Origin of the sequence: Shimia sp., from assembly GCF_039969785.1 — a bacterium.
In the GTDB taxonomy this organism is placed as follows: domain Bacteria; phylum Pseudomonadota; class Alphaproteobacteria; order Rhodobacterales; family Rhodobacteraceae; genus Shimia.
Map to the genome: position 1 here is coordinate 296,145 of NZ_JBDVNC010000004.1, position 17,064 is coordinate 313,208.

Genomic DNA, 17,064 nt, shown 5'->3' on the forward strand with positions numbered 1-17,064 from the left:
CACGACCAATTACGCTCATTTCAATGCGCAGTTTCCTGTTTGTCCACCGTGAAAAAGAAATCATCGGGCAAGTCTCTCTCGACCACCCAATCGGGAATAACTTCAGGGCCCGCAAGAAACACATTGGCCCCGAAATGCGGATGCAAGCGGGCAAGGCGTTGCATCCGCGCGCCGGTCAGGTCTTCGTAAAAATCAGAATAGTTTGACGTCTCTTTCAGAGCATCAATTTTGGCTCGGTGACGATCCACCGAAAACGCATGTGCCTCGGCAATTTCCGGGTCGGCTAGCAAACGATCCATTTCGGCCTGCATCAATGGGATCAAACGTTGAATAGACGTGTCCTCATCGACATTGTTGTTCATTCGAAACCAATACGCCAACCCCTGGTCCCGGTCGACGTGGTTGACCCGCCCCCGATCGCGTTTGACCAGAAAGCTCTCAGCCGAACGCACCGCGTAGTGGTTCAGTTGTACAAGGTCATAACCCACGGTGCTGGCCGTTGATCGCCACGCATTGCGATACATGTCCTTGGGCAGCGGCTGGCCGGACCCATTGACCCAGTTGATCTCTCCCCACAACTGCGGATTCAGACCTTTTGGGCGGTGCACACCCAGCTTCTTGAACAGACCGATATTTCGGAACAGCGTCTTGAACCCCCATGCCTGATGCGGCTTGCGCGTCATCTCGGGTGCACATCGTGTAAACTGAGCCATAAGCGGATCGTCGCGGTATTCATGCACATCCGAATTCCCGAACAAACGCCATGTGCACGAGATCAGGTTGGCCGGACCAACCACGCCGAACAACGCTTTCAGTGTGCCGTCTCCGACCTTGACGTTGATAAATTCGTCAACATCCATCGAAATCACCCAGTCCGCGTTTTTAACAACAGGTTCCTTCTCCCCGGCCTTCAATGCGGCGTGCTGAGGTTTCAAGCCAGTGCCTTCAAACGGATTCTCGCGATGTTGCACAAATCCTTTGGTTTGTAAGAGCTGCAGAAACGTGTCGGTGCCGTCGTTGCAATCGTTGGTGTAGACGATCACGTCTTTGACCCCGATAGCCCGATGATAGGCCAGCCACTCCAGAATAAACGGACCCTCATTCTTCATGCAGGTGATGATTGTGACGTCGTTGTTTGACGTATCCACATCAGGCTTTTCAATTGTGGGCATTCGCAAAGGTTTGTGACCAAACGCATTCCTTGACAAAGCCCTTAGTTTTGGGTCCTCAATCAAAGACGTCTTAGGCACAATTTTGGACACAGACTCCGCCGGGTGCCGCAGCCCCATACAGCGATAAAACTGAACCCAGTCCTCGGGTCCGGGGGGCGCCGACACGATACGCACCAGCCGCCAAACGGATTTTGGACCGGTCTTGTCAGGCGCAACACACCAACGGCGTCGCATCTTGGTCGCGTCAAACTGCACACAAATATGGTCGCCAAACCCAGCCTCATCCCCTTTTCGCACACGCCAGGGATAACAATTGCGCCCAACAAGCGCGATAACGCCAGACGGGGATGCGACAGCTGCATCAAAGACATTGTCGCTGTCGACATCCGCTCCTGATATGTCCGCCAAAAGATCGGAAATCTCTAGCAGAGCAACGGCGCGGACCCGGTTGAGAAACCGCCAACGCATCATCTCAAACACCTGCAATTCACCCAAAGGTGAATCCCAGGGCGACGGCGCGGGCACCTCCATGCGATCTTTACCGGGCGCATCGGGTGCATTGAACGGGTGCGCTTCGGGCGGCAGATCGTGCTGCCCAAGCGGCATATCCGCATGTACAACGACCACCTGTTTTAGCCCTGCAATCTTTCTGGAACCGGCCCGCACCTTGTTCGCATATTTCCTTGCGTCCTTCGGTTGCGAACGATCCAGAATAAGCGCCGCCTCCATGCCGTGATGTTTGGCATGATACTGCAACCAATCAACAGTCACTTCCGGCGTTTCACCGTTTCGAATGGCCAATGCCGTGTTCATGCCGGCGAACAAGTCTGTCTCTTCGCGTGAGACGTTGAGTTTGCAGACTTGCCCGCCCAAATCCAGTTCGGGTTTATTCCCTTCAAAAGACAGGTCCGCGATCAGCCCGTTTCCAACACTGCGCAGGTTGGTGATCTTTGTTTTCCCACAAGACTGTACTTTTTCTGGCGGTGTTCCAGTCGCCAGATAAGCAATCGCACGGCCCGCCCCGACACCGACGGTATCCAACACCTGAACTTCGCCAGACTCAAAATGTTCTATCAGGCAACTCTTGAATTCTGGTTTCTTCATCTGAAACTGCAACCTGCTCTGTCTTTGTCTGTTGTCAGACAGTATTTTTGTTAGCGCCCTGATACCACCGAACCAGTTGGCGCTGCAAATTATTGGGCAGAACTGCGCTGTCCCCGGCAACCAGAATTTGCGTCAACAGGGTTTGATACTCGGGATTTTTCACCAAAGCGTTAAAGCGATTTCGATGCCAAACAACGGCCTGTTTGTGCAGATTGGCTAGCCCCGGAATGGCAAAAACATCGTGCAAAACGGTTTCGGTGGCGGGTCGCATTCGTGCAATTGTCATATCCTGCACGGAGTTAAAATTCCGTTCGGCCCAATATGCCAGATCCACAGGCTTATGAGCTCTGTTTGGCAGACCGCGGTCGCACTTGTTTAAAAAAGCAGCCGCAGAACGAACGGCATAATGATTGAGTTCGACAAGATCCCGCCCAACGCCCAAATCGAACAATGACAACCGATGCGGCGCGCGCGCCAACAAGCGATGCATTGGCTTTCCAGACCCATCCACGAAATTAGGCAGCGCAGCCTTTGCCGGATCTTTTTGTTTTGGGCGGTGCACCCCAAGTTGATTGAATGGCCCCCTGGCGCGGAACAGTGTTTTGAACAGGCTTGCGGCAATCGGAAACTGGGTTTCGGGCGGAATCGCGCGGGTAAATTGCTGCGTCACTGGTGCATCATCGATGGACACAACATTGTTGTGACCAAACAATCGCCACGGCAAGACAACCGCGTCAGTGTCTTCTGGAACATTGGACAGCAAAGCCTCGACCGTGTGCCCCGCCGCGTGGATGTTCAAGAACTCATCGACATCAGACACCAATATCCAATCGGCTTCTTTGCGCAATGGATGACGCCATGCCTGACGCAACGCCTGCCACTGAATACTCTTTTGTGCTGACGGAATGTGCGGCACGTGCGTGACCAAACCGGCATGATCCAGCGATTGCAAGATTTCGTGCGTGCCATCATCGCAATCATTGGAACAGATCAGAAAATCCGTGACACCGGCCGCCTTGTGATGTGCGATCCACTCAAGCAAATAAGGCCCTTCGTTGCGGACACTGGTGACACTCAGAACGCGCACGGAACCTCTCAAAATCTGCTTCTTAACACTTGGTAACACGCATCACGTTCGTCGCACATCCAATGACCATTGCGAGCCGCCAATATGAGTCCTTCGGGTGACACCTTCATTAGAAGATCAAAACCCTCGCACCATCAATATGGACGAAATACGACATCACATGTCGATTATTGCATTTGTTAGGTCGCATTCGAACCAGAGGAACCGCCCCTTGCTGCCTTTAAAATCAAACATGCACTTGCGCTTTGACAGACACTTCCTGCCGGGTTCGGTTTCACGTTTTTCCCGGTGCAGGAAAGTCGTGCCAGAATTCGATGCTCACCCTGCATGAAAAAAAACCGGATAACAGTTGCTAAAACGACCATTGCTGTGGCTGGATATAAAAAGTTGTGACGCGTGCACACGATTGAATCGACAAACAAAGCTGATCGCCGCGCGTCTCATGGGGACCAAAAGCCTAAACAAAGCCAGTTTTCTAACTGACAGACAAAACAAAGCAGGTTCACTGCTATCTGGGGAAACCCGACAGACCAACGGAGAGAAAGATCATGACCTATTTGAAACGAAACGGACAGCCGCTACCCGATAGCATTCTCAACAGCGCTGCTAAAGTCGGCAACGACGCAGTAAGCCGTCGTGAATTTCTGGCGCTTGCCAGCGCATTTGGCGCCACCGCCGCAACTGCTTATGGTATGCTCGGCATGACAGCACCAGCCTACGCAGCTGGCACCGCCAAACAAGGCGGCGTCGTGCGCGTTCAACAATCGGTTCTCGCTTTGAAGGACCCGCGCACCTACGACTGGAACGAAATTTCCAACTTTTCCAAGGGTTGGCTGGAATACCTTGTTCAGTATCAAAATGACGGCACGATTACACCAATGCTGCTCGAAAGCTGGGATATATCTGACGACGCGACGAGCTACACACTTAACGTGCGCCAAGGTGTGAAATGGAATAACGGAGAAGATTTCACGGCTGACGACGTCGCCCGCAGCATCGCAGGATGGTGCGAAAAGGATGTGGAAGGCAACTCGATGGCTGGTCGTTTCGCCGTTCTCATTGATCCGAACACAAACAAAGCACTGGATGGCGCAATCGAAGTTGTCGACAGCCACACTGTTCGCCTGAATCTGCCAAGCCCGGACATCTCGCTCATTCCGGGCATGTCCGACTATCCCGCCGCGATTGTGCACAGTTCCTTTAATGCCGAGGCCCCGCTGGAAAACCCAATTGGAACAGGGCCCTATCTTCCAGAATCTATGGAAGTCGGCGTCAAGGCTGTGTTGGTGCGCAACGAAGATCACACTTGGTGGAACGCGGGCAATGGCGCGTGGGTCGACCGGGTCGAATATCTCGATTACGGCACCGATCCAGCATCCTGGGTTGCCGCTGCCGAGGCCGAAGAAATTGACATGCTTTACTCGGTGGATGGCGAGTTTATCGATATTATCGCCTCGCTGGACGACTGGAACCAAAACGATGTTGTGACAATGGCGACCATCGTCATTCGCCCCAACCAGCTTGCTGAGGTCGACGGAGTAAAACCCTACGCTGACAAGCGGGTCCGTCAGGCAATCGCCATGGCAGTCGACAACAACGTTCTTCTGGAACTGGGCTTTGACGGTCGCGGAATCGTCGCTGCAAATCACCACGTCGGACCAGCCCATCCGGAATATGCCGACATCGGCATGGTCAAGCATGACCCAGCAGGTGCAAAGGCTCTGCTCGACGAAGCCGGAATGGGTGATTTCGAAATGGAAATCCACTCGATCGACGACGCATGGCGCAAGAACACAACGGATGCTGTTGCCGCTCAATTGCGCGACGCTGGTTTTAACGTGAAGCGTACAATCTTGCCCGGATCTACGTTCTGGAATGACTGGACCAAGTATCCGTTCAGCTCGACCAACTGGAACCACCGTCCACTGGGCGTCCAAATCTGGGCGTTGGCGTATCGTTCTGGCGAAGCATGGAACGAGTTCGGCTATGCCAACCCAGAATTTGACGCGCTTTTGGCGGAAGCTCTGGCAACGCCAGATGTCGAAATTCGGCGCGGGCTGATGGCCAAAGGCGAAAAGATGCTGCAGGACGACGGCGTAACCATCCAGCCTTATTGGCGGTCCCTGTCCAACCACACCAAGGCAGGTCTGGAAGGTGGTGCGCACCACATTACGTTCGAAATTCGCCCGGCTCAACTCCATTGGACGTAAACCTATAATCAAATTAGAACGGGCCGCCCAAGGGCGGCCCTTTTTTACAGAAAACCCTGATCGAGTTCTCATTTAGGATTGGGTTGCCAAACAGCTCGCAAAATCTTGCGCCATGTGGCTCAGCACACTGATGTAGAGCTCTGGACCAAGCTGCAATCCCACACCAATCGGATCCAGCTCTGCCGTCGAGATCTCCTTCGTTTCGGTCAAGGCGTTCAGAACGCCGGGATTGAACTGAGGTTCGCTGAATATGCAATTCACCTGCTCGCGCTCGAGCTCTTCCTGCAAAGCATGCAACCGTGCAGCACTTGGCGGTACACCGTCACTTTGCACGATCGCACCCGCCAATTTCAGGCCAAATCGGGTTTCAAAATACTGATAGGCATCATGAAACACTAGAAAACGTTGCCCCTTTACCGGTTCCAGCAGTGCGCTGGTCTGATCAATCAAATCTTGCAAATCTGCGGCCATGACTGCAGCGTTGGTATCGTAAACTGCGGCGTTTGCCGGGTCCATTTCCGCTAGCTTGGCTGCAACGGCCTGCACCCAAATCTGCGCGTTTACCGGATCAAGCCATGCATGCGGATCAACGCCATCGTGATCGTGCGCATGGGCGTGCTGATCTTCACCTGCGTCATGTGCATCATGTTCCGCGTGGTCTTCATGATCGCTATGTTCGGCGTGGTCGCTATGATCATCGTCATCATCGTGTGCGTCGTGGTTTTTATGGTCGTCATGATCAGCATGATCGTCGTGATCATCATGATCGTCGTGGTCCCCCGTATCAAAAACGGCTGTCTCCCGAAACGGTAGCAACGCGACTCCCGGCAAATCCAGCAATTCGATATGAACCGCATCTCCGGCAAGTGTTTCAATTGACTCGGTCAAACTTGGCGTCAGCTCGGGTCCGATCCACACAACGAGATCAGCCCCCTGAAGCGACCGCGCTTCGGAAGGCCGCATCGCGTATCCGTGCGGTGATACCCCTGGGGCAATCAAGTTTTTCGGCGTTTCAACACCGTGCATGATCCCGGCAACAAGCGAATGCACAGGCGCAATATCTGTTACGACCTTGGGCGGTTCGGCGTGCGCAGCAATAGAGAACGCAGCGATAGAAGAAAGGAAACTGATGAAGGTTTTCATAATCCGGTCCTGATTTCGGAAACAAGCTCTGGCCATAAAAGAAATGTTATACTATATCAATAGCAATTCAGGAGAGGGTGCAGATGAGCGACGTCGGATTTGGTTCACATGATCACACGGCCTGTATGTCCGGGGCATTGGACGCCGCAGAAAATGTTTGTCAGACCCGTGGTTTGCGGCTGACCAAAGGGCGTCGGCGGGTGCTGGAAATCCTGCTGATGGAACACCGCGCCATGGGGGCATATGATATATTAGACGTGATGGCTCTTGAAGGCTATGCGGCGCAGCCGCCTGTCGTATACCGGGCACTTGATTTTCTTGTGAGCCACGGATTCGCACACAAAATTCAAAAGCTCAACGCCTATCTTGCCTGCACACATCCCTGCGGCGACCATGCGCCGATCTTCCTGATCTGTCATGCCTGCGGCACCGTAGCAGAGACCAGCATGCCAATGAAAGCCAGCCTTGGCGCAGCCGCAAAACAACTGGGTTTCACCATCGAAACCACTGTTGTCGAAGCCGAAGGCCTGTGCCCCGCCTGCTCCGGGGAGACACCATCGTGAGCCTGATTTCTGTGTCTGGCCTGAACGTCACCCATGGTGATCATCAGGCGCTGTCGAATATCAACCTGAACGTTGACAAGGGCGAGATTGTGACAATTGTCGGCCCCAACGGATCAGGAAAAACCACGCTTTTACGGTGTATAATCGGGGCCTTACAGCCAAACTCAGGGTCCGTAACCCGCGCGCCCGAACTGCGTATCGGATATGTTCCCCAAAGCCTGTCCATCGATTCAACCTTGCCGCTGAGCGTGGAACGTTTCCTGTCTCTGCCGCGTCGGCGTGCGGCGTCGGATATTCGGACCGCCCTTGCTCAGGCCGGGGCGGATGGGTTGCAAAGGCGTCCGATGGCGGGTCTGTCCGGCGGACAGTTTCAACGCGCCTTGTTGGCGCGCGCGTTGCTGGAAAAGCCGGATTTGCTGATCCTTGACGAGCCCACTACGGGCCTCGATCAACCCGGCTCGGCGGACTTGTATACCCAGATCGAAAACGTGCGGCGCAACACTGGTGCAGCTATTTTGATGGTCAGCCACGAATTGCACGTCGTGATGAGCGCAAGCGACCGTGTGGTCTGTCTGAATGGGCATGTGTGCTGTCACGGCACACCGGACATCGTGGCTTCCGCGCCCGAATATCGCGCGTTATTTGGCAGCGGAACACATGGTGCGCTGGCACTTTACCGTCACGAACATGACCATCATCATGATCACGACCATCCCCACGACGGCGACCACGACCACGACCACGACCATAAACACACGCATGATCACACACATGAGGATCCGCATCATCATGCTTGACGACTTTCTTGTCAGGGCGCTGTTGGCCGGGATCGGCATCGCGCTTGCTGCGGCACCTTTGGGCTGCTTTGTGGTCTGGCGCCGCATGGCCTATTTCGGCGATGCCACGGCTCATGCCGCAATCCTGGGCGTGGCGTTGTCGCTGGCGCTTGGAACCTCTGTGTTTACAGGGGCTTTGGCGATTGCGTTGATCATGGCCGTGACCGTGTCCAACCTTACCGGGCGGGGGTACGCGATGGATACGCTGCTGGGTGTCATGGCGCATTCCGCGCTGGCTTTTGGCCTTGTCGCAGTGTCTTTTCTGCAGGGTGTGCGGCTGGATCTGATGGCCTATTTGTTCGGAGATATTCTGGCCGTCAGCAAGGGCGATCTGGGCGTGATCTGGAGCGGTGCGCTGTTGGTTCTGGCGTTGATGACATGGCGCTGGCAAGCGCTTTTGACGGCGACGCTGAACCCCGATCTGGCCTATGCCAGCGGGATTGATCCCAAACGCGAACAGATGGTTCTGACGCTCAGCCTCGCCTTGGTTGTGGCCGTGGCCATCAAGGTTGTCGGCGCGTTGCTGATTGTTGCTTTGCTGATCATTCCGGCGGCCAGCGCACGCGCTTTGGCCCGGTCACCGGAAACAATGGCGATTGGCGCGGCGGGTGTCGGCGCGGCTTCGGCCATGGGCGGATTGTGGGTGTCCTATCAATATGACACCCCCACAGGACCATCTATTGTGTGTGTTGCGGCGTGTTTTTTCATGGTCAGCAATATTTTGGCAAAACTCAGGTTAATTCGCTGATCTGACAGAAAATTCCCAATCGGCAACATGTCGGTATCGCGTCGGTATTGCGTCGGTCTCGTTTTCCTCACCCCAGAGCGACAAAGAGTTAACGCGCGACGCAGGGAAATCTCAGACCATGGCGGCCAGTGGCGGCGCGGGCGACAGAACCGGACGGCGGGTTTGCAAACTGCGGCGGGCTTCGTCGGTCTGCCCCAATTTCAGCAATACGTTGACATAGGCCAGTTCAAGCAGATCACGCTGCGCGCGGCTGCCGCCCAGCCGTTCGGTGCTGCCCATGACGGTAACAAGGCCCTCAAGCGCCAACGCCCAGTCCTGACGGGCAATGGCAAGCCAACTGCGCGCAACCAGACGCACCAGATCACCGGCAAACCCCTGCGCCGTCTCTGCGATATAGGCCAGCCGATCCCCCTCTCCCGCCATGGCATGACTCAGAGCGGCATGCATGTCGGCAAAGCTTTGGCCGGTTTGTGGGAAAAACCTGGCGGCATAATCGCTCAGCGTCTGCCAGCGGTCCGCATCAACCGTCAGACCCGCCATTTCAGCACGGTGATAAATCGCCGCCGTGTCGGTCAGAACATTGATGGGCAACCCCTTGGCTGCACCGGGCGCAACACCGGCATCCACGGCCCGCCACATAGTTTCCGGATCATTGTCATGTAACGCCCAAAGCGCCTGATGCCAGCTGAGATGGCCATGCAATACGGCCCGGCTGTCATACCCGGTCATCCAATCGTCAAGAAACGCACGCCCGGCGGCAATATCGCCATCTTCGTACTGCGCATGCGCCTTGAAATGGGACGCGTTGGCATTGCGCGGATTGAGCGCCAGCGATACCTCCATCAATGTCAAAGACGCCTCGGTCTGTCCGGTCTCACAAAGCGACAAAGCCTGCATCGACATCATCCACCAGTCATTACCGTAATGTGGTGACAGCGCATTGGTATAGGCCAGCAATTCAGCCTCGCGACCAACTTCGCCGGAGAAGCCGATCAGGCCAAAGACATTGGTGCACATCTGCGCCACTAAAGCATCGCGGGGATGATCCAGAACATGCGCTTTGACCAGCCGGCGCGCGCCGGCCGGATCACCCGACAGCAAGGCCGCAAAAGCCGCCACATGCGACGCGTCGCGGGCATTGCCGGATGCCAGTTCTGTGGCGGTTGCGATGGCAGCCTTGGCGGCGGGCATGTCACCGGTCATCATCAGCGCCCGCGCATGTCCTGCGTGGCCAAGGGCAAAGCCCGGATCGGTCTGAACCGCCTGTTCAAATGCCTCTGCCGCGCCGTATTCGGCGCCCAGAAACAGCCGCACGCCCTGATCATAGTGATCACGTGCCTGTTGTGACATCGTCGACAGTTGGTTCCCGTAGTGATCCCTGAGCGGCATCGCGATCTCTCCTGTTGCGCCGGATCAGCCTAGGGCAGTTGGCGTCAAACCCAAATACCTGAATGACCGCGTGTGCCTCAGGCCAGCAATGCGCCGTGCACCAGCGCCTTAAGCTGGGGTCGGGTTGGATAGCTACTGGAGGGGGATAGCTGGGTAAAGAACACCACCGAGAGTTCCTCGACCGGATCGATCCAGAAAAAGGTCGATGCCATGCCGCCCCAGCTGAAATCACCGACGCTGCCGATGCTGCGGGCACGCCCCGGGTCAAGCACAACGGCACCGCCAAGGCCAAAGCCCATGCCATCCATCGGTTGTTCCGCAAAGCTTTGCGGCCCCATCGACGCAATATCGCCACCCAGATGGTTGGACATCATGAACCGGACGGTGCGCGGGCTGAGCAGGCGCACGTCGCCCAGCGCTCCACCCCGGCGCAGCATTTCGGCAAACCGCATATAGTCATCAATTGTACCGACCAGCCCACCGCCGCCCGAATACATGGACGCGTTCAGAAAGGGCGACCCGTCAGGCGTGTCGGTCAGGCGTAGTGTATCGCCGCCGGTTTCGGCAGAGTTAAGATCAAACGCGTCGCCCGCCAGGGGGGTATAAAGCGCAGCAAACCGGTCCTGCGTGCCGTCGATCACCGAAAATCCGGTTTCATTCATACCCAGAGGGTCCAGAATTTCCTGTCGCAGAAAGTCGTTCAGACTGCGTCCGGACACCACTTCGATGACACGGCCCAGAATATCGATGCCGACGGAATACTCCCACCGATGACCGGGGTGGAACGCCAATGGCAATGCGGCCACGGCCGACGCCATATCGGCCAACAATCCCTGATTTGGTTTGAATACTATGTCATCGGCATCCATTGCCTGAGGCAATATACCGGGATTGAACGGATAGCTCAGCCCGCTGGTATGGGTTGCCAGCTGATGCAACGTGGGGGTTGCGCAGGGTTCGGTCTGATCGATGCTGCCTGCCCCGGGGATCAGCGCGCGGCAGTCCGAGAATTCGGGAATAAACTCTGACACCGGCGCATCCAGATGAAACAGGCCGCGTTCCGCCAACATCATAAGCGCAACCGTCGTAATCGGCTTGGTCATAGAATAGATGCGGGCGACGGTGGTCCGTTCAAACGGGGCATCGGCGGCGATATCACGCAATCCGTTTGCGTGTTCAAATACAATGTTGCCCTGTCGCGCAATCAACAGCGACGTGCCCGCATATTTGCGATCCGCGACAAGCGCGTTCATCCAACTGCGAATGTGGTCCAGCCGGTCAGGGTCAAAGCCCAACCTGTGCGGGTCTGCTGTTGCGATCATGATCCCTCCCTTATCCCCGGTTCCCAACATAGAGTGCCCGCAGGCGCAAAGCACGAGCAAGGCTGTAAAAATACGTAGTTTTTGTGCTCTTTGCCGATCCTTGTCGCAGCGTTCTTCCGATGAATACAGCCAAATCCCTTGGAACGCGGACAGGAATCGCCACATAGTTGAGACAGAGCGAACGTGAGGGAATTTCAGATGCGGTTGATCGGCACAATTCTGGCGATATGTCTGTGCCTGGGCGGCATGGCCCGGGCGGACGCGCTCAAGGTCTATGTGTTTGGCAATAGCCTGATCCATCATCTGACAGACAGCGACGAAACTACGGCACCGCACTGGATTGCCTATCTGGCACGCACCGCCGGGAACGAGTTTGAACTGGACGGGCAATGGGGTTTCATGCGCGACTTCGCCAAGCCCGGACGACCCCAGGCCAACTGGCGGTTTCGTGATGTGGCGCGTGGCTGGACCCGGCAATTCCGCAGTTTTGGCGATGTGGGATGGAATGCAGTCATGTTCAACCCGGCCAACTTTATTCAGTATCAACCTGCTGACAAACCTTATGACGGCGTGAATGATGACGGCAGTTCGCCGCTTTCAGCAACGCTGACCGTGCTCGACCGGATGCAGTCCGAAGCCGCGATATCGCGCTTTGTGCTGTATGAAGGCTGGGCTGATATGGCCGGGTTTGGGTTTCCCCCGAATGATCAGAAGATGCAGGAATATCAAAGATACAATGCTGGCAAATATCACGACTGGTATGTCGATTTTCTGGGGCAGTTGCAGGCGGAACGCCCGGACTTGCAGATAGAGCTGATCCCTGTGGCCAGCGTTTTGGCGGAACTCCTTGATGGCGGTATTCTGTTCGACCTCGGGCCTGAGGATTTGTATTCCGATGACGCCCCGCACGGCACTGCGACGCTCTATTTTCTGGCCGGTGCGATCACCTATGTCGGGCTGTATGACGCGCCTTTGCCAGAGACAGTTGATCTGCCGGACAGCATTCATGAAGACGTTCGGCTGTACTACGACGCGGTGCGCGATGAAATTCACCGTATGATGGCAAACCGTGTGACTGCAGGCACTGTACCGTCTGAAACGCTGGCCGAAACGCCGTCAAAGATTGCCGCGCAAACGGACGCCGCGCAGCCCTTTCCCACCCCAGAACGCGACCCGGACCAGCAAGGCGTTGTTGGTTTGGGGTTAAAAGACCCGGCATTGTCGATGGGCTTGGGGCGCGTGTCAGACTGGTCCACACAACACCCGTTTATTGATCGCATGAAGACCGCCCGGCCCTGGGTTGGGCATTTGCCCGGTCAATGGGGCGGAGTCACCTCAGAAGACCTGATGCAGCGCGGGTTGCTGGACGAAGAAGGCTGGGTCTGGGGCATCCCCGAAGAGATCGAGTCGGTTGAGACGCTCTTGCTGACCGACCAGCCCGAAGCCGCGACGGGCCTTGCCGGGCGGTATCGGGTGACATGGCTGGGCACAGGCGAGCTGAGCGTCACCGGGCGCGCGCGCGTTGTGCGCGAAAACCCACGTGAGGTCTGGTTTGAGTATACGCCGGGGGACGGTCCGGTTGGGCTTAAGATCGAAATGACTGACCCGGAAAGTACGGGCGACTATGTTCACGGCATTCAAGTTGTGGCCGAGGCGCATTTGCCGCTGCACGAGGCGGGCGCGGTATTTAACCCCGACTGGCTGAACATCGTGCAGGATTTGCGACTGGTCCGGTTTATGGACTGGCAACGCACCAATGGATCCACGCAGGAGGTCTGGGACGACCGGCCTTTGCTAAGCGATTTCACATGGAGCTGGCGCGGTGTACCGGTCGAAATCATGGTGCAACTGGCCAATGAAATTGGCGCAGACCCTTGGTTTTGCATGCCCCATATGGGCGATGATGAATATTCCACGAATTTCGCGACCTATGTGCGCGATCACCTTGATCCCGGCCTGAAAGCGCATGTCGAGTATTCCAACGAGCTTTGGAACTGGGGGTTCCGTCAGGCACAATGGGCGCTGGCCCAGGCCGAGGCGCGCTGGGGCGCCAATGCAGCCGATGATGCGTGGATGCAGATTGTCGGCATGCATGCCGGCGAGATGGGCCGCATCTGGGGCGAGGTGTTCGGCGATGACACCGAGGCGCGGCTGGTGCGGGTTGCGGCCACACATACCGACTGGCCCGGATTGGAAAAAGGGATGCTGCAAGCCCCGCTTTGGCAGAAAGAGGGCAATCCCGCGCCTGTGACCTTTCTGGATGCCTATGCTGTGACCGGATATTTTGGCGTTGAGATGGGCATGGATGAAGGCGCGCCACAGGTTGTGGCGTGGCTGGAACAGGCAGAGGCCGACGCGCGCAAGGCCGGAACCGATCAGGGGCTGAAACGCGCGGCATTAGAGGCCTATGTAGACACACACCGCTTTGATGGGATGCACCAGAAGACCGCACAGGCGCTGCGCGATGGCAGCCTGAAACATATCATGACCAAGGCGCTGCCCTATCAGGTCAAGGCCGCACGCGAAAACGGGCTGGATCTGGTGATGTACGAAGGTGGCAGCCATGTGGTTGGGGTTGGTGAATGGACAAACAACCGCACTTTGACGGATTATTTCGGTACGTTCAGCACCAGTGAAGAACTGGGCGAGATATATCGCGAGTTGCTGGTGCAATGGATCAGCCAGGGCGGGCAAGGGTTCAACGCCTATTCCGATGTTGGCCAGCCCAGCAAATGGGGCAGTTGGGGGCATTTGCGCCATCTCTGGGACAAAACACCGCGTCACGATGCTTTGGTTGCCTATAACAAACGCGGCGCCCACTGGGACGAAGACCGGGCCGCCGACGTATTTCTGCACGGCGGTATATATTTCGGCACCGATGGCGCGGACCGGCTGACGGGCACGACAAAACGCGACGTGATCATCGGTGGCGATGGTAATGATGTGCTGGTGGCAAACGGTCGGGGTGATCTGTTGCATGGCGGGGCGGGAACGGATCGCGCAGAACTGCCAGGCAGCCGCGCCGATTACAGTTTTACGCGGGATGGCAATCAGGTGCGCGCGCAAAGCCCGACGGCGACCTATGTGCTGACCGACATCGAGGCGATTGCGTTTGGCGATACGGCCGCGTTGGTGCTGCCTATCAGCGGGCTTTTGTGACACAGGGCGCGACCGGCCGTAATTTCCCTCTGCCCTGCCCTGATGGCATCTGTTAGCCTTTGCCCCGAACCCGCCAAGGGCAAGGCTGGCAAGGCAGAGCACCATTGATAAGCATCATCATCCCGGCCAATAACGAGGCCGCACATATTGGGCCATGTCTGGCCGCAGTGCTGGCGTCCGACGGGCCTGCGGCTGCGCAGATCGTGGTGGTTGCCAACGGGTGTTCTGATGACACAGCCGCGATTGCCCGCAGCTTTGCAACCGAAGCGGAAACGCGGGGCTGGATGTTAAATGTGCTGGAGCAGCCCGCTTTGGGCAAAATGGGCGCCCTGAATGTGGGCGACGGCGCAGCGGCGTTTGGCATGCGCGCCTATCTGGATGCCGATGTGATTGTCGATGCCGCCCTGTTTGGCCAGATCGCGCAAACGCTTGAGACCGACGCACCGCTTTATGCCAGCGGACAGTTGCGTCTGGCCCCCGCCAAAAGCGCCGCAACCCGCGCCTATGCCCGGATTTACAGCCGCGTTCCCTTTGTCACGCACGGGGTTCCCGGGGCGGGGTTATTTGCGGTCAATGAAGCCGGGCGCGCGCGTTGGCAGGCATTTCCGGACATCATTTCGGACGACACGTTTGTGCGGCTCAGTTTTGCGCCAAAAGAACGTATTGGCGTGTCCGCGGGCTATGATTGGCCACTGGTTGAGGGATTTAGCAACCTTGTGCGTGTGCGTCGGCGGCAGAACGCCGGTGTTGCCGAGCTGGCGCGGCTCTACCCGGGGTTGCTGGCCCATGATGACAAGCCTTCGCTGGGTCCGGGCGGTCTGTTGACGCTTGCGCTGTCTGACCCGGCTGGATTTGCGATTTATGGCGGCGTGGCGCTGATCGTAAAACTCACCCCACAGCAAGACGCCGCATGGGAACGTGGCCGATGAACCGCCTGTCCAGACTGATGCATGGCGACAATCTGGCGGCGCGCGCGATGCGCTCGTCTGCGCTGACGATTCTGGGCTATGGCGGGTCTCAGGCGATGCGGCTGGCGTCAAACCTGATCCTCACCCGGTTGCTGTTCCCCGAAGCCTTTGGCCTAATGAGCCTTGTGTGGGTGTTTTTGCAGGGCCTGTCCAATTTTTCGGACATGGGTGTGTCGCAGTCTATCCTGCAATCCAAACGTGGCGAGGACAAAGATTTTCTCGATACGGCATGGACCATTCAGGTGTTGCGCGGGCTGATCCTCTGGATGGCAACATGGGCATTGGCCGCACCGGTCGCAGAGTTTTACAACGCGCCGGAACTGCGCGAATTGCTGCCGGTAGTGGGGCTGACCCTGTTTATCATGGGTCTGATCCCGACCAAACGCGACAGCGCCAATCGCAAGCTTATTCTGGGACGGATCACTGCCATTGATCTCAGCGCACAGTTCTTCGGGCTGTGTGTTGGCGTGCTGATTGCATGGATCACCAGATCGGTTTGGGCACTGGTTTTCAGCGCCATGGCCGCCAACCTTATGCAATTGTTTTTGTACAATGTTTTCCTGCCCGGCGCGCTGAACAAGCCGCGATGGGACCGGCCCAGCGCAAGCGAGTTGATTCATTTCGGCAAGTGGATTTTCCTGAGCACTGCCGCGGGGTTCATGCTCAGCCAGGGCGACAAGATTGTGCTGGGGAAATACCTGAGCCTTGGCGCGTTGGGGGTGTACAATATCGGGTATTTCCTTGCGTCTTTCCCGCTTTTGCTGGGCGGGATGGTGGTGCGGCGCATCATGATCCCTATCTATCGTGAAAAACCACCGGGCGATAATGCCGCCAACTTTGCAGCCCTTGGCCGGATGCGCATGATGCTGTCAGGCGGGCTGTTTGCGCTGTTGTTCGTGTTTGCGATGTTTGGCGCGTGCCTGGTGTGGTTGCTCTATGACCCACGTTATGAACTAGCCGGTGGCGTGGTTGTTCTGCTGGCGCTGATGCAAATCCCGCAGTTGATTGCCCTGACCTATGACAATGCCGCGCTGGCCGCTGGCGATTCGCGTGGGTTCTTTATTGCCGCTGCGACCCGCGCCTGTTTGGTGATGACGGGGCTGATACTGGGGGCGAGTCACGCAGGTTTGACCGGCGCACTGGTTGGACAAGGTCTGGCGATGATTGTGGCCTATCCGGTTGTGGTGCGGCTTGCGCGGGCCCATGGAGCATGGGACGCGCGGCATGACATGGTGTTCTGGGCAATCGGGATCGCGATCACAGCCCTTGCAGCATGGTTCAACTGGAGCGCGATTGTCGGACTATCCGCCCTCAATTTGCCTTGATTCTACCTTTGTAACGCACACTTCGCGGCATAACTTCC

12 protein-coding genes are annotated in these 17,064 nt (G+C 56.8%); 7 read left to right on the forward strand and 5 right to left on the reverse strand.

Translation table 11 applies throughout. The features are described 5' to 3' along the window. Positions 1-20: 20 nt before the first annotated feature. Together ABJI08_RS01830 and ABJI08_RS01835 are read right to left on the reverse strand one after the other, a co-directional pair. Complete coding sequence (locus tag ABJI08_RS01830; protein ID WP_348400122.1) at positions 21-2,276, reverse strand: glycosyltransferase family 2 protein; 2,256 nt, start codon at positions 2,274-2,276, stop codon at positions 21-23. Positions 2,277-2,310: 34 nt separating this feature from the next. Beyond that, positions 2,311-3,363, reverse strand: coding sequence for a glycosyltransferase family 2 protein (locus ABJI08_RS01835; RefSeq protein ID WP_348400123.1), 1,053 nt, complete (start codon positions 3,361-3,363; stop codon positions 2,311-2,313). Between the two features lie 548 nt (positions 3,364-3,911). On the opposite strand from ABJI08_RS01835, the gene ABJI08_RS01840 reads away from it, so the two are divergent. After that, positions 3,912-5,573: an ABC transporter substrate-binding protein gene (locus tag ABJI08_RS01840; protein WP_348400124.1), complete on the forward strand. Its 1,662-nt coding sequence runs from the start codon at positions 3,912-3,914 to the stop codon at positions 5,571-5,573. 72 nt (positions 5,574-5,645) lie between these two features. Here ABJI08_RS01840 and ABJI08_RS01845 read toward each other — a convergent pair whose 3' ends face one another. After that, on the reverse strand, positions 5,646-6,716 hold the full coding sequence (locus ABJI08_RS01845) for a zinc ABC transporter substrate-binding protein (RefSeq protein WP_348400125.1): 1,071 nt from the start codon (positions 6,714-6,716) through the stop codon (positions 5,646-5,648). 83 nt (positions 6,717-6,799) lie between these two features. On the opposite strand from ABJI08_RS01845, the gene ABJI08_RS01850 reads away from it, so the two are divergent. Genes ABJI08_RS01850 through ABJI08_RS01860 form a run of 3 tightly spaced genes read left to right on the forward strand, consistent with a single transcriptional unit; the run spans position 6,800 to position 8,863 of the window. Next, the gene (locus ABJI08_RS01850) at positions 6,800-7,279 is read left to right on the forward strand and encodes a transcriptional repressor (RefSeq protein WP_348400126.1); all 480 of its coding nucleotides are present in this window, start codon (positions 6,800-6,802) and stop codon (positions 7,277-7,279) included. Beyond that, positions 7,276-8,076 carry a metal ABC transporter ATP-binding protein gene (locus tag ABJI08_RS01855; protein ID WP_348400127.1) on the forward strand — a complete coding sequence of 267 codons (801 nt, stop codon included), beginning with the start codon at positions 7,276-7,278 and terminating at the stop codon, positions 8,074-8,076. The genes ABJI08_RS01850 and ABJI08_RS01855 overlap by 4 nt, the downstream gene beginning before the upstream one ends. Beyond that, positions 8,069-8,863 carry an iron chelate uptake ABC transporter family permease subunit gene (locus tag ABJI08_RS01860; RefSeq protein WP_348400128.1) on the forward strand — a complete coding sequence of 265 codons (795 nt, stop codon included), beginning with the start codon at positions 8,069-8,071 and terminating at the stop codon, positions 8,861-8,863. The genes ABJI08_RS01855 and ABJI08_RS01860 overlap by 8 nt, the downstream gene beginning before the upstream one ends. A gap of 111 nt (positions 8,864-8,974) precedes the next feature. On the opposite strand, the gene ABJI08_RS01865 is transcribed toward ABJI08_RS01860, so the two are convergent. Continuing rightward, positions 8,975-10,252 (reverse strand): tetratricopeptide repeat protein, encoded by a 1,278-nt coding sequence (locus ABJI08_RS01865; RefSeq protein ID WP_348400129.1) that lies wholly within the window; start codon positions 10,250-10,252, stop codon positions 8,975-8,977. Positions 10,253-10,329: 77 nt separating this feature from the next. After that, positions 10,330-11,574, reverse strand: a complete 1,245-nt coding sequence (locus tag ABJI08_RS01870; RefSeq protein ID WP_348400130.1) for a serine hydrolase domain-containing protein — start codon at positions 11,572-11,574, stop codon at positions 10,330-10,332. A 198-nt stretch (positions 11,575-11,772) separates the two neighbouring features. Between ABJI08_RS01870 and ABJI08_RS01875 the strand changes: the two genes are divergently transcribed. The 3 genes from ABJI08_RS01875 (at position 11,773) to ABJI08_RS01885 (ending at position 17,026) form a co-directional block, all read left to right on the forward strand. Continuing rightward, positions 11,773-14,733 carry a calcium-binding protein gene (locus ABJI08_RS01875; protein WP_348400131.1) on the forward strand — a complete coding sequence of 987 codons (2,961 nt, stop codon included), beginning with the start codon at positions 11,773-11,775 and terminating at the stop codon, positions 14,731-14,733. A gap of 104 nt (positions 14,734-14,837) precedes the next feature. After that, a complete protein-coding gene (locus tag ABJI08_RS01880) occupies positions 14,838-15,662 on the forward strand; it encodes a glycosyltransferase (RefSeq protein WP_348400132.1) in 825 nt (274 codons plus the stop codon). After that, entirely contained in the window at positions 15,659-17,026 is a 1,368-nt protein-coding gene (locus ABJI08_RS01885) for an oligosaccharide flippase family protein (RefSeq protein ID WP_348400133.1), read from the forward strand. Before ABJI08_RS01880 ends, ABJI08_RS01885 begins: the two co-directional genes overlap by 4 nt. The last annotated feature ends 38 nt before the right edge of the window (positions 17,027-17,064 follow it).